Consider the following 13822-nt stretch of genomic DNA (forward strand, 5'->3'; position numbering starts at 1 on the left):
ATCAATAAAATACAGTAGTTTCAACTCTTGTGCCAAAAGTAATAAATGTTTTCATTACGCCTTATTTTATACGATGGCTGTAAAAACGTCACAAATTATTTAGCACAAATCATAATTGTGATAATTGCTCGTTTATTGATATAATTGCATATATAAAAATGTGTAGTTTAAAAACTTTAAGCACCTACTTTTGGTTTTATAGCTTATTTAAATATTTCTGAATGAAATTTTTTGCAAAACCCCGTCTAGTATTATTTGCACTATTGTGTAGCTTTTCATCATTTGCACAAAGTAGCTACGAAAAGCAAGGTACTCAAGCTTGGATGAAAGGTGACTTTAAAACTGCTGTTGCTCAACTTGAAAAAGCTGAAACTAAAGATCCTAATAATGCCAATGTGCTTAAAATGCTTGGCTATTCTTATTTCCAAAATGGAGATTTTGAAAGAGCTATCGCTGCGTATACCAGGTTAATAGCGCTTAAACCTGATTATTCTGCTTACTATTATCGCGGTAAAGCTCGATTGAACATTGCTAATATGCCTAAAGAAGGTCAGGCTCAAATGCGTGAGAATTTTTATACCGCTGCAATTGCTGATTTTTCGAAAGCTATGGAGATTAGCGGGGAGGAAGATGTCCAAATTTTACAGAATAGGGGAATAGCATATAAGGATTACGGTATTTTCAAATCTTATTTGATCAAGAAAAAAGCCGATAAGGCCGGATGCGTGAGTTTGTTTAATAATTCTATCGCCGATTTTCAGAAGATATTGACGATGCAGCCCTTAAAAAAAGATGTGTCTAATATGATCGAATACGTGAAGGCGCAGGTAGCAAGTTTAAAATAGCTCTTGTTTCATTTAAACGTTGCCGTAATCTCGTATCTTTTTTTGCCCAATAACTTTATTTGTTGTTCATTTTTGATGATGTAGATACTGTCAGCAAAGTATATTAACGTATCAACCGCATCATACAGGGCATTTTCGCTTAGTTTAAAAATTTTAATGCCAACAACTTTATTGCCAAGGCTGTGCACTTCCACTTTTTTTACTGGAATTTTAGGGTTGTTGGTAGTATAGATGGTTAAGCTGTCATTTTTAGAAATCGAAAATTGGTTACGCCATGAAGTCTTATTGATATCGGCATTGACATAACTTGCAAGTTCGGTGTCCCAATCTGTTATCTTAATGTTCTTAACTTCTTTTTCACCTTTCACGATTACCTGTTTGCTAACCGTGGGATTCGCTTTTTTAAGCCTGCTCGCTTCTTTACCAAAATATCCCGAAATGTCGAAATAGCTTGACCTGTCTACATTTTTTGGCTCTTCACTGGATTGTCCACAAGAAAATAAAAGTAATGCAAATGCCGCTAAGGTGGTTTTCTTCATAGCAATAGCTCGATAGCAATAAAAAAGTGTTTTTATATAGAAGGCACAAAACAGTGTGAAATGTTTCGTGCCTTTAAATGCCAAGTTTAAACTAAACAGCTGCCTGTCATGATTTCCGGAGCTTTAATGCCCATTATTTTAAGAACGGTAGGGCCAATATCACCTAGCTTCCCGTTTGCAACGGTTTTATAGTCTTTATCAATTAAGATACAAGGAACCAAGTTAGTGGTATGGGCCGTATTTACAGATCCATCAGGGTTTAGCATAAATTCAGCATTTCCGTGATCTGCTAAAATGATGAACGAGTAGCCGTTGGCCAAACCAGTTTCCACTACAATTTGAGTGCAAGCATCAACTGTTTCTACTGCTTTAACTACCGCTCCAAATACACCGGTATGACCTACCATATCGGGGTTGGCAAAATTCAAGCAAACAAAATCAGGCCATTTACTTTCTAGCTCTTTAACAATTGCAGAGGTGATGCCGGCTGCACTCATTTCAGGTTGCAAATCGTATGTTGCAACTTTGGGCGATGGAACTAAAATTCTTTTTTCATTGTCAAATTCTTTTTCCCTGCCACCTGAAAAAAAGAAAGTAACATGCGGATATTTTTCTGTTTCGGCAATTCTGATTTGATTTTTTCCATTTGCAGCTAAAACCTCTCCGAGTGTATTGTTCAAATCATCTTTAGTAAAAACTACATTTACATGCTCGAAACTTTCGTCGTAGCTAGTCATAGTAACGTAGTACAGTGGCAGCTTTTTCATGCACTGTTCTGGGAAGTCTTTTTGGCAAAGCGCTTGTGTAATTTCTCTTCCCCTATCTGTTCTGTAATTGAAGCAAATCACTACGTCGCCTTCTTTGATTGTGGCTGTTGGATTTCCTTGGTCATCTACAATTACAACTGGTTTAACAAATTCATCTGTAACACCTTCAGCATATGACCGCTGTATGGCAAGTTCAGCGTTGTTTGATTTTTCTCCAACACCATTAACCATCACATCATACGCTAATTTAACGCGTTCCCAGCGGTTGTCTCTATCCATTGCATAATATCTACCAATAACGCTCGCTATTTTTCCAGTAGATGTTGCAAGATGATCATCCAGCGTTTTAATGTAATTTAAACCACCGTTTGGATCGGTATCTCTACCGTCTAAAAATGCATGAATGAAAACATCGCTAAGGCCGTTTTCTTTTGCGGCGTCGCATAAAGCCATTAAATGATTAATATGGGCGTGTACGCCACCATCGGAAACTAGGCCAATGAAATGAACTGGCTTATGATTGGCTTTAGCATAGGCAAAAGCATTTAACAAGGTTACATTGGTATTTAAAGTCCGGTCGGCAATGGCTTTGTTGATGCGTCCTAATTCTTGATAAACCACTCTTCCGGCACCAAGATTCATATGTCCAACCTCAGAGTTTCCCATTTGCCCTGCGGGTAGGCCAACTGCTTCTCCAGATGCTTCTAGTTTTGAGTTAGGATAATTGCGTAGTAAAGAGTCAAAAAACGGCGTGTTTGCCGCAAATGCCGCGTCAGAGTTATCCTTTTTGCCATATCCCCAACCATCGAGAATTAGTAAAACCAATTTTTTAGTTTCCATTTATTGTTGATGTTTTTGTAACAGATTTAAATATTTACAAATATACTTCAAAATTAAGCCTCTAAGCCAATTATTTCAATTAAATTGCGAGCGAATGGCATAGTTTTAGCTGTAACTTGATTTTAGTTTTAAAAGATGATGTTTAAATCTCTACTTGCGCTCATGGTGATGTTTCTGCATTTGCAGCCACAGGCTGTTACGCAAGGCGATATTGCTGATGAGTTAGCTTTAAATTTCAAACAAGGCAATTCAAAAGAGATTGCAAAAAGCTTCGCCCCGTCTATTGAACTAATCATTATTGATCAGGAAGATGTATATAATAGAGCACAAGCGGAACAGATTTTAAAAGATTTCTTTCTGAAAAATTCGCCATTAAGAGCAACCATTGTACACAAACTCAGCAATAGCCCAAATTATAGACTAACTATTCTTTCCTTACAGACAAAAACAGACAAGTTTAGGATTACCGTAACGATGAAGAAAAGCGGTAATGCTTTTTTAATCAATGAGTTAAGAATCGAACCTGAGAGATAGTTCTCAATTGATGCGTATTTTGCTATTTTTGTGGCAAATATTTTAGCATTGGACAAGAAAATTATTGATGCCTTTATACAAAACGCCATTGCCGAAGACGTGGGTGATGGAGATCACACTTCGTTATCGACAATTCCGTTAGGAACAAAAGGACAAGCGAAGCTTATTGTAAAGGAAAACGGCATATTAGCAGGTGTTGAGTTAGCCCTAGAGATATTTAATCAAATCGATGACTCGCTTAAAGTAGATGTTTCGATAAATGATGGGCAAGAAGTGAGTGTTGGCGATATTGTTTTAACAGTTGCTGGAAATACACATAGTATATTGCTGGCGGAACGCCTGGTTCTTAATTGTATGCAGCGAATGAGTGGCATTGCTACCCAGACCAATCGCATCGTAAAACGTTTGGAAAATTATAAAACTAAAGTTCTTGATACCCGAAAAACCACTCCCGGTTTACGATATTTAGAAAAATGGGCAGTGCGAATAGGGGGAGGCGTAAATCATCGAATTGGATTATACGACATGATTTTAATTAAAGATAATCATGTTGACTATGCAGGTGGAATTGTTAATGCAATTAATCAGGCCAATGCATATCTATCTGCCACTGGTAAAAAATTGCAAATTGAAATTGAAGTAAGGAATATTGCCGAACTTAAACAAGTGCTAGAAATTGGTAAGGTAGATAGGATAATGCTCGATAACTTTCCCATACCAGTATTAAAAGAAGCAATTGAATTGATTAATGGAAGGTTTGTTACGGAGGCATCGGGAGGTATTACCGAAGAAAATGTTACGGAATATGCGGCCTGCGGTGTAGACTTTATTTCGATGGGAGCGTTAACTCATTCAGTAAAAAGTTTGGATTTGAGTTTGAAAGCATTTTAGTGATGTTTACCAAATCTGTTATTTACAAACTATTTTTTTACTATCATTGTAGCCGATGATTTCAATCTATTCCATTTGTGCGCTGATAGCGGCCTATCTTCTTGGATCAATCCCCACTGCTGTATGGCTTGGACAAGCTTTTTACGGAATTGATGTTCGAGAGTATGGAAGCGGAAACGCAGGAGCAACTAATACGTTTAGGGTACTAGGAAAAAAACCAGGTATCATTGTAATGGTAATAGATATTGCTAAGGGCTATACAGCTACTAAATTAGCCTATCTAATTGGGTTGTCTGTAACAGGGCCAAAGTATTCAGCACAATTTGTGAACTACGAGCTAGCCTTGGGCGTTATTGCAGTTATGGGACATTTGTTTCCAATATTTGCCGGATTTAGAGGCGGAAAGGGTGTGGCTACATTGTTTGGGATGGTTTTAGCAGTAAATCCATGGGCAGCATTGTTGTGCGTTAGTGTGTTTGTTACGGTATTGCTTGTCTCTAAATATGTTTCTTTAAGTTCTATCTGTGCTGGTTTCACGTTTCCATTAGGCACAGTATTTGTTTTTCAATCTTCGGTTAAAGCGGAAGTGCTCTATAGCATCTGTGTTTGTGTACTCATCCTCGTCACGCACCAGAAGAATATTGAACGACTGCTGAAAGGGAAGGAATCCAAAGTTTATCTTTTTAAGAAAAAACAGGCCTAACATAAATTTCCCAAACAAAAAGTAAGTTTGGAGAGTTATGTGTTGTGTGTGAAAAATTTACAATCATGAAAAAAACAATATTATTTGGAATGGCAACCGCTATTCTTGCTATCTCATCATGTTCAACGGTGCCATTAACTGGTCGTAGCAGGCTAAGTTTGGTAGATGATAGTCAATTGCAACAACAAGCGGCGATAGGTTACGCTCAATTATTAAGCGATCCTCAAACAAAAGTAGTTTCATCAAACAACGCTAATGCGGCTATGGTAAAACGCGTTGGACAGCGCATTGCTGCGGCTGTAACTCAGTATATGAATCAGAATGGTTACGGCGACCAGATCAAAAATTATAAATGGGAATACAATCTTATTGATAGTAAAGAAATCAATGCTTGGTGCATGCCAGGTGGTAAAATTGCAGTTTATACCGGCATTTTACCAGTTACTAAAGATGAAGCTGGTTTAGCTACTGTAATGGGACACGAAGTAGCGCATGCCATTGCACAGCATTCGGCCGAAAGGGCATCTCAAATGACTGTGGCACAAGGCTTAGGTGCTGCCGTTGGTGTAGCTACTGCGGATTCTAAATATGCTCAATATATTAACGCTGCTTATGGCGTGGGTGGACAACTGACAATTTTAAGTTACGGCCGAAAACAAGAATTAGAAGCCGATAAAATGGGACTTTCTTTTATGGCAATGGCCGGATATAACCCAAGTACAGCCGTAGGTTTTTGGCAGCGTATGGCCCAAGCGAGTGCAGGAAGTGCAAAACCGCCAGTGTTCTTAAGTACGCACCCAACTGATGAATCAAGAATTGCTCAAATACAGCGAGATTTACCAGAAGCGATGAAATATTATAAAGCGAAGTAATTCTTTAATTAGCTAATTAGCAAATCTGCTAATTAGCTAATTTTTTAATACGCTCATTATAGCGGAAGCTTTCAATAAGCACTCATCATATTCATTTTCCGCATCGGCTTGATAAGTAATGGCGCTTCCCACTTGAAATGAAAGATATCTGTTAGTGCTATTATAAATAATACTTCTGATGATTACATTGAAATCGAAGTCTCTATCTGGCGTGATATAACCCATTGAGCCAGAATAAATTCCCCTTTTACTTTTTTCGTATTGGTCTATAAGCTGCATCGCTCTTAACTTCGGAGCGCCGGTCATGGAGCCCATAGGGAAAGCATTTTTGATAGCTTCCACAAAATGGACCTGGGGCGAAAGCTGGCAGCTAATGCTTGAAATCATCTGATGTACTTGAGGGAATGAATAAATTCCAAATAGCTCGTCAACTTTTACCGAGCCTTTCACCGCACTCTTTGTCATGTCGTTTCTTACCAAATCCACAATCATCACATTTTCAGCTTGTTCCTTCTTGTTAGTGCTCAACGCTTGTTTGATTGCTGCATCCTCAGTTTCTTCGGTACTTCTTCTAGCAGTTCCTTTAATAGGTTGTGAAGTAAGTATAGTCCCACGCTTGGTTAAAAAACGTTCAGGCGTTGCCGATAAAATATATTTATCTTTTAATTTAAAATATCCGGAAAATGGGGTTGGAGAGAGTTTAGCTAATTGTTGGTACACTGAAAGTGGGTCGATTACGGCGTTTTCAGCGAAAAACTCTTGGCAGAAATTCATTTCATAAATATCGCCTCGTTTAATATGTTGCTGAATGCGCTGTATCGTTTCAATATATACTTGTTTGGTTAACTTGCTTTGTATATCAATTTTTGGAAAATTATCTTTTTTTATAAAGTTGCTTGCCCAAATCTCATCAAGAATTGTGGCGGAACCTTTTAATACTTTAATTTCATTTTTACTTATTGAAATTAAGTGGAGTGGAATAAAAAAATATAAATCAGGATATTGCACCGGATCTTCCTTTTTATAAGGTAGGTTTTCAATCTCATTTTTTAAATCGTACCCAAATGATCCGAATAGCCAATCTTGATAAGTTTCTGTAAATTTTTTAAGTGAATCGAATGCATCTCCTGTAGATACGGAAAGCTCCCGTTCTTTTCCAAAAGCAATTAAACAGTCGTATTTGCCGTATTTATCTAAGTAATGATGCGAATCCAAGTAGCAACATACTTCGAAATTTGAAGCATATCGGATGGCTTTTTCTTTGAATTCTGAGATTTGCGCTTCCGTCATTTTGTAAAGACAAAGTTATAAAATGAAATGGAGCAGTTATAAAAATATATTTTTATCTTTCAGACTTAACAATGTAATTATGAAGAAAAAATTAATGCTTTTTTGTACTGCTCTGGTTATTTGTTGTCAAGTAATTGCACAACAATCTATAAGGGACGAATATCATGCCTTTACTGTATATCGAACTACGAAAGGAAATGAGGATGATATCAAAAAAATCAATGCTTTATTGAGTAGAAAGAATGAACTGAGTGTTAACCAGGTTGCGAATGCGGAATATCATTTAGGAAGGATGTATGAGGAGATTGGTGATGATAATAATGCTTTAGCACACTATAATGAGTCACTTAAAAGGGAGCCGAATTATACGGTGATTCACAGGGCCGTAGGCTTCATCTATCTTAATAAAACTAAGCCTTTTGTTAAGCAAATGAACGAAGCATCATCCGCTAAGAACGCTGCTGCTAATGCCAAAGCTTTCGATAGTTATAAGCTAATGGTAAAAAAGGCTTTGCCGCATTTGGAAAAATACCAGGCATGTGAACCCGATGAACAAACTTTAGCGATTATCCTAAATTTATATAAAAGTATTAAGGAACCTCAAACCGCCGAAGCTATCACTAATAGAATAAAGCCGTTGGGCAAAACATGTGTTACTTTGTTGGACGACGAGTAATAAATAAGCCCCGATTTTGTCGGGGCTTATTCATTTATTTTAATGTCAGTGTCTGAGTTCTATCTGGTCCAACCGATAAGAACTTTATAGGGACTTCTAGTTCTTTTTCTAAAAATGCGATATAGTCATTCAATTGAGCTGGAATTTGATCTACTGAAGTGATTTTAGTCAAATCAGTTTTCCAGCCTTCAATTGCTTTTAATACTGGCTTAGGCTCAACAGTAATAATATCATAAGGCATATAGTCAATAGTTTGTCCGTCATGCTCATAATGTGTACAAGCGTAAATGGTATCAAATCCATCTAGCACATCCGCCTTCATCATGATCAGTTCGGTTACGCCATTCAGCATAATTGCATATTTCAAAGCAGGCAAATCAATCCATCCGCAACGGCGAGCTCTGCCAGTTGTTGCCCCGAACTCGTGACCAACCGCACGTAAAGTTTCCCCAGTTTCGTCAAAAAGTTCAGTAGGGAAAGGGCCGCCACCAACTCTGGTGCAATAAGCTTTGAAAATACCATACACTTCACCAACTTTATTAGGAGCAATTCCTAAGCCCGTGCAAGCGCCGGCGGTAGTTGTATTTGAAGAAGTCACGAAAGGATAAGAACCGAAGTCAACATCTAACAATGCACCTTGAGCACCTTCAGCTAAAACTTTTTTGCCTTCTTTTAAATAGCCGTTCACAAAATGTTCGCTATCTACGTGAGGAATTGATTTGATGAATTCGATGGCTTCGAAAAATGCAGCTTCTTTTTCGGTCAAATCATATTCAAACTCATAGTGAGAAAGAATTTCTTTGTGTTTTTGAACTAGTTTTTGATATCTTTCTTTAAAATCCGGCAAGGTAGTGTCGCCAACGCGTATTCCGTTACGACCAGTTTTGTCCATATAAGTTGGACCAATGCCTTTTAGGGTAGATCCAATTTTACCGGCACCCATTTTTTGCTCATTAGCAGCATCCAACAATTGATGTGTAGGTAAAATTAAATGTGCTTTGCGTGCCAACACTAATTTTCCTGCACCAACTGGATCATGGCCAGCGGCTTTCAAATTATCTAGCTCTCTTTTTAAAATAATTGGGTCAATTACCACACCATTACCAATTAGGTTCATGGTTTTTTCATTAAAAATACCTGATGGAATAGTATTTAAAACGAATTTTTTGCCGTCGAACTCCAAAGTGTGTCCAGCATTAGGGCCGCCTTGAAAGCGTGCAATTAAATCATATTTTGGGCTAAGAACATCAACAATTTTGCCTTTACCTTCATCGCCCCATTGTAGGCCTAGTAGTACATCTACTTGCGTCATTATTTTAAATTAAAAAGAGAATAAGAATGGATATGTGAAATTAATTATGTGCTTTATTTTTGATGGCTGCTGCGGCACTACAGTCGAAGCAAATGCCATAAAGATTTAACGAATGGTGTTTGATGTCGAACTTCAATAAGTCGCCAACCATACTTTGGATTTGCCCTACTCTAGGATCACAAAATTCAACTACTTTGCCACAATCAATACAGATTACGTGGTCATGCTGGTGGTAACCATATGATTTTTCGAACTGCGCCATGTTTTTACCAAACTGATGTTTAGTAACTAAATCGCAAGAAACCAACAACTCCAAAGTGTTGTAAACCGTAGCTCTACTTACACGGTATTTTTGATTTTTCATGTGTATGTAAAGGGTCTCTACGTCAAAGTGATCATCTCTCGAGTAGATTTCTTCTAGGATAGCAAAACGCTCAGGGGTTTTTCTTAAGTTCTTATTTTCGAGATAGGCTTCAAATATCTTTCTAACTAACTCGCTTGTGTTCTGTTCAGACATAGTTTTAAACTCCAATCAAAGGTAGTCAATTGATTACAGAGATTAAAGCAATACGAAGATTTATGTTGATAAAATGATAGATTGTTAATGATTAGTTATTAATGATTAATGGTTAGTCTATAAATCTAATAAAGTAATGCTAAGCATTGTTTTTAGCCGTTTTTAAAATGGAAGTAATCAGTTTAATTATTTCTACTGCATCTAAATTAATACTTTCGAATTAATCTTGTTCGAGATAATCTGTAGCCCTCAAGAGCTCTAGCCAGTAAATTGTTTCATTAATCTCCTTTTAATCAATACCCATTTTATGTTTAAAATCAGCTTTAGTTTCTGCATGTTCAGCTTCACGTACCATTGCACCCACACTTGTACCAGAATGAAGTAATTGTTTACTTAAAACAAATTCTTTTTTATTGCTCTGGAGATATTGATATAGTTTACGATACGGATAGAAAACTTGAAGCTTTTAGTCTTCATAACATTTTCCTTCAACATTAACAATTAACCATTCACAATTAAATTAATCATCAAACCTCGTTACGCCAGTTACACCTTTTACGGCTAATAAGTTTTTAATGAGGTTATCCAAATGGTCTTTATCATTTACAAAAACTTTGATGGTTCCATCAAAAATTCCGTCGTTAGTATCAACGGTGATTGATCGAATATTAACGTGAAAGTCGTTCGAAATAACCTTGGTTAAATTGTTGATTAAACCTACATCATCAATGCCAACAATTCTTAATCCCGTTAAAAAGCTCAATTCTTGTTGCCTATTCCACTTGGCCTTCACCACGCGGTAGCCATAATTGGCCATTAACTGTGCGGCATTAGGGCAATTAGTTCGGTGTATTTTAATGCCTTCGTTTACTGTTACAAATCCAAACACATCATCACCAGGGATCGGGTTACAGCAAGCGGCTAAAGTATAATCAATCTTTTGGAGGTCTTCACCAATTAAAAGTACGTCAGATTCTGGTCCTTTTACTTTTTTCAAAAGGGCATCTATCCGCTCGTTATCGTTTACTTTTTCGCTGCCACGATTTTCTATTTCTTTTTCGCTTGCTACATACTCTTTCAGGTCTTTCAATTCAATTTTTCCTGTAGCTATTGCCACGAATAAATCTTGTGTAGACTGTAGTTTGAAAAAGTAGCTCAATTTGTTGAGATTGTCCGTGTTGTAAGTGATTTTTAGGGACTTAAGCTTTCGCTCAAGAAGTTCTTTGCCTTCTTCAGCAATTTTACGTTTCTCTTCTTTTAGTGAAGATTTAATTTTGGATTTCGCTTTGGCGGTAACTACGATATTCAGCCAATCTTCTTTAGGTGTTTGTTTGCTTGACGTGATGATTTCAACTTGATCGCCGTTTTGCAATTTATAAGAGAGAGGAACCAGTTTATGGTTAACCTTTGCGCCAATACATTTTGCTCCAATATCTGTATGTATTTCAAAAGCAAAATCTAAAGCTGTAGCCCCCAAAGGAAGTTGTAACAAAGCGCCTTTTGGAGTGAAAATGAAAATCTCGTCAGAGAAGAGGTTCATCTTGAAATCATCCAAGAAATCCAATGCATTGGACTCCGGATTGCTCAGCATTTCACGTACTTTTTGAATCCACTGGTCTAATCCATTGTCGTTACTACTTTCTTTATATTTCCAATGCGCTGCAAAGCCTTTTTCTGCAATTTCGTTCATCCGTTGCGTACGAATTTGTACTTCTACCCATTGTCCTTTTGGACCCATTACAGTAGTGTGCAATGATTCGTATCCATTTCCTTTTGGCGATGATACCCAGTCGCGTAAACGATCGGGGTTTGGCCGGTATAAATCGGTTACGATGGAATACGCTTTCCAACAATCAGCTTTTTCACTTTCGGGCGAACTGTCCAAGATAATTCTAATGGCAAAAAGATCGTATACCTCTTCAAACGGAATACTTTTTTTCTTCATTTTGTTCCATATAGAATGGATGGATTTTGGACGGCCATAAACGTTGGCAATCAATCCCTGCTCAGCTAAAATGTCGTTAATTGGCTCAACGAAGCTTTTAATAAATGCGTTGCGTTCGGCTTTTTTCTCGTTGAGTTGAGTGGCGATATATTTATACGTATCTGGCTCCAAATATTTCATCGAAAGATCTTCAAGCTCAGACTTAATGGCATATAAACCCAAGCGATGTGCTAAAGGTGCATAGAGGTAGATTGTTTCCGAAGCGATTTTTAACTGCTTATGACGCGGCATAAAATCCATCGTCCGCATGTTGTGTAGCCTATCAGCCAACTTAATCAAAATTACCCTTACATCATCAGCAAGGGTGAGTAGCATTTTTCTAAAATTTTCAGCTTGTAGGGAACTGTTGGTGTCAAAAACACCTGATATTTTGGTCAAGCCATCGATAATCTTCGCAGTTTTTTTGCCAAATTCTCTTTCGATATCCTCTAACGTAATATCAGTATCCTCCACAACATCATGGAGTAGGGCGCATACAATTGAGGTGGTGCCAAGGCCAATCTCTTCAGCAGCAATTTGTGCTACGGCAATAGGATGGTAAATATAGGGTTCTCCAGATTTACGGCGCATGTCTTTATGGCTTTCCAGCGCCATGTCGAAAGCTTTCCTTATCTCCTTCTTATCTCCTTTTTGTAACGTTGATTTGCAGGCACGTAGCAAAGCCCTATACCGTTTTAGTATCTCTTTTTTCTCCGCTTCCAGATCTATAACTAAAGTGTTCTTCATTTGTATTTTCTAGGTCAAATTATAGTAATTTTAAACTATAAAGTGCTATATTAGGTTTGTAGTTAAAACGAATATATGAAATAGCTTTAACTTTGAGCAGCCATAAATTTATGAAATTTTATCGTCTTTTTTTTCTGTCAATTGTCATGATTGCTGCGCTAAGTGCTAAAGCACAAGATAGCTTAGCAACTGCTATTTGGCCGAAATTAGGCAAAAATGATACCATTCGTGTTGCTGCAACTTATGATCGAGGTTATATGATCCCGTGGATCGGACTGAGAGAGGTAGTGATCTTAGGTCAACGGATTTGGAAGTCGCCACAGGAACAAGCTGCTTATAACAGATTGAGATACAACGTGCTGAAGGTGATGCCTTATGCGTTATTCGCTAAAAGAAGGTATGAGAAGTTAGAAAGAGATTTAGCTTTAGTTGCCGATAAAAAAGAACAGAAACGCTTAGTAAAAGAGTGTGATAACGAGATTAAAAAAATGTTCAACACTGAAATTAAAGAGTTGACCATTACACAGGGACAAATATTAACTAAATTAATTGATAGGGAAGTTGGACGAACGACTTACGATATTGTTAAGGAAACAAAAGGTAAGTTTGCAGCCTTTTCCTATCAACTAGTTGCCAGAGTGGTAGGACATAATCTTAAAAGCACCTACAGTGTTCAAGAAGATCGAGATATCGAATCGATTATTAGAGGCTCTGGTTACTACCAGTGATATTAAAAATATGAATGTAAATCCAACAGTGTATCCGTTTAAAGCTCGCTTAATTAACGGAACAGAAAAAAACTTGGCTGATTATAGCGGCAAGGTTTTGTTGATTGTAAATACTGCTTCAGGTTGTGGTTTTACTCCACAGTTAAAAGAACTACAACAGTTACAAGACGAATTTCATGAACTTGGTTTCGAAGTGCTTGGCTTTCCTTCCAACGATTTTGGTAAACAAGAACCTTTAAATGGTACCGCCATTAATGAGTTTTGTGAAGTGAATTACGGTGTTAAATTTCCCATTTTTGATAAAGTGATGGTTAGGGGCAAGGAAGCTCATCCGTTATTTAAATTTTTGGCAGATAAAAAACTGAATGGCAAGTTAACATCAACGCCACGTTGGAATTTCCATAAATATTTGGTGAATAAAAAAGGGGAGGTGGTAGAATATTTCTTTCCTTTTACCAAGCCCACTTCTTCCAAAGTGAAGAAAAAAATACAAAGGTTGTTACAAGAAAATGAGTAAATGATTAATTGAAGTAATTAGAAAATGGCGTACATCATCGTTAGCAAGTATTTTCTTATT

14 protein-coding genes and 1 pseudogene are annotated in these 13822 nt (G+C 37.3%); 8 read left to right on the forward strand and 7 right to left on the reverse strand.

Annotation, left to right across the window (positions count from 1 at the left end; genetic code table 11):
- Nucleotides 1-221 precede the first annotated feature (221 nt).
- Entirely contained in the window at nt 222-845 is a 624-nt protein-coding gene (locus ACY2A0_RS13870) for a tetratricopeptide repeat protein (protein ID WP_461790073.1), read from the forward strand.
- A gap of 8 nt (nt 846-853) precedes the next feature.
- Here ACY2A0_RS13870 and ACY2A0_RS13875 read toward each other — a convergent pair whose 3' ends face one another.
- On the reverse strand, nt 854-1384 hold the full coding sequence (locus ACY2A0_RS13875) for a hypothetical protein (RefSeq protein WP_461790074.1): 531 nt from the start codon (nt 1382-1384) through the stop codon (nt 854-856).
- 86 nt (nt 1385-1470) lie between these two features.
- The gene (gpmI, locus tag ACY2A0_RS13880; protein ID WP_461790075.1) at nt 1471-2991 is read right to left on the reverse strand and encodes a 2,3-bisphosphoglycerate-independent phosphoglycerate mutase; all 1521 of its coding nucleotides are present in this window, start codon (nt 2989-2991) and stop codon (nt 1471-1473) included.
- A gap of 135 nt (nt 2992-3126) precedes the next feature.
- Here gpmI and ACY2A0_RS13885 point away from each other — a divergent pair, with 135 nt between their 5' ends.
- From ACY2A0_RS13885 to ACY2A0_RS13900, 4 genes are all read left to right on the forward strand, one after another.
- Nucleotides 3127-3525: a DUF4783 domain-containing protein gene (locus ACY2A0_RS13885; RefSeq protein ID WP_461790076.1), complete on the forward strand. Its 399-nt coding sequence runs from the start codon at nt 3127-3129 to the stop codon at nt 3523-3525.
- A gap of 48 nt (nt 3526-3573) precedes the next feature.
- The gene (nadC, locus tag ACY2A0_RS13890; protein WP_461790077.1) at nt 3574-4416 is read left to right on the forward strand and encodes a carboxylating nicotinate-nucleotide diphosphorylase; all 843 of its coding nucleotides are present in this window, start codon (nt 3574-3576) and stop codon (nt 4414-4416) included.
- A 55-nt stretch (nt 4417-4471) separates the two neighbouring features.
- The gene (gene plsY, locus ACY2A0_RS13895; protein ID WP_461790078.1) at nt 4472-5119 is read left to right on the forward strand and encodes a glycerol-3-phosphate 1-O-acyltransferase PlsY; all 648 of its coding nucleotides are present in this window, start codon (nt 4472-4474) and stop codon (nt 5117-5119) included.
- A 65-nt stretch (nt 5120-5184) separates the two neighbouring features.
- A complete protein-coding gene (locus ACY2A0_RS13900; RefSeq protein WP_461790079.1) occupies nt 5185-5991 on the forward strand; it encodes a M48 family metallopeptidase in 807 nt (268 codons plus the stop codon).
- A gap of 36 nt (nt 5992-6027) precedes the next feature.
- Here ACY2A0_RS13900 and ACY2A0_RS13905 read toward each other — a convergent pair whose 3' ends face one another.
- A complete protein-coding gene (locus ACY2A0_RS13905) occupies nt 6028-7281 on the reverse strand; it encodes an anthranilate synthase component I family protein (RefSeq protein WP_461790080.1) in 1254 nt (417 codons plus the stop codon).
- 79 nt (nt 7282-7360) lie between these two features.
- On the opposite strand from ACY2A0_RS13905, the gene ACY2A0_RS13910 reads away from it, so the two are divergent.
- Nucleotides 7361-7957 (forward strand): tetratricopeptide repeat protein, encoded by a 597-nt coding sequence (locus ACY2A0_RS13910; RefSeq protein WP_461790081.1) that lies wholly within the window; start codon nt 7361-7363, stop codon nt 7955-7957.
- A 34-nt stretch (nt 7958-7991) separates the two neighbouring features.
- Here ACY2A0_RS13910 and ACY2A0_RS13915 read toward each other — a convergent pair whose 3' ends face one another.
- From ACY2A0_RS13915 to ACY2A0_RS13930, 4 genes and pseudogenes are all read right to left on the reverse strand, one after another.
- Nucleotides 7992-9269, reverse strand: a complete 1278-nt coding sequence (locus tag ACY2A0_RS13915; RefSeq protein WP_461790082.1) for an adenylosuccinate synthase — start codon at nt 9267-9269, stop codon at nt 7992-7994.
- 40 nt (nt 9270-9309) lie between these two features.
- Nucleotides 9310-9786 carry a Fur family transcriptional regulator gene (locus tag ACY2A0_RS13920; protein WP_113635567.1) on the reverse strand — a complete coding sequence of 159 codons (477 nt, stop codon included), beginning with the start codon at nt 9784-9786 and terminating at the stop codon, nt 9310-9312.
- A gap of 289 nt (nt 9787-10075) precedes the next feature.
- Nucleotides 10076-10165, reverse strand: a pseudogene (locus ACY2A0_RS13925) (four helix bundle protein); the annotation flags it as partial.
- 141 nt (nt 10166-10306) lie between these two features.
- Nucleotides 10307-12517, reverse strand: coding sequence for a RelA/SpoT family protein (locus ACY2A0_RS13930; protein ID WP_461790083.1), 2211 nt, complete (start codon nt 12515-12517; stop codon nt 10307-10309).
- Between the two features lie 110 nt (nt 12518-12627).
- On the opposite strand from ACY2A0_RS13930, the gene ACY2A0_RS13935 reads away from it, so the two are divergent.
- Nucleotides 12628-13245 carry a DUF4294 domain-containing protein gene (locus ACY2A0_RS13935; RefSeq protein WP_461790084.1) on the forward strand — a complete coding sequence of 206 codons (618 nt, stop codon included), beginning with the start codon at nt 12628-12630 and terminating at the stop codon, nt 13243-13245.
- Nucleotides 13246-13255: 10 nt separating this feature from the next.
- Complete coding sequence (locus ACY2A0_RS13940; RefSeq protein WP_461790085.1) at nt 13256-13762, forward strand: glutathione peroxidase; 507 nt, start codon at nt 13256-13258, stop codon at nt 13760-13762.
- Nucleotides 13763-13822 lie beyond the last annotated feature (60 nt).

The organism is Pedobacter sp. (assembly GCF_965249885.1).
GTDB lineage: Bacteria > Bacteroidota > Bacteroidia > Sphingobacteriales > Sphingobacteriaceae > Pedobacter.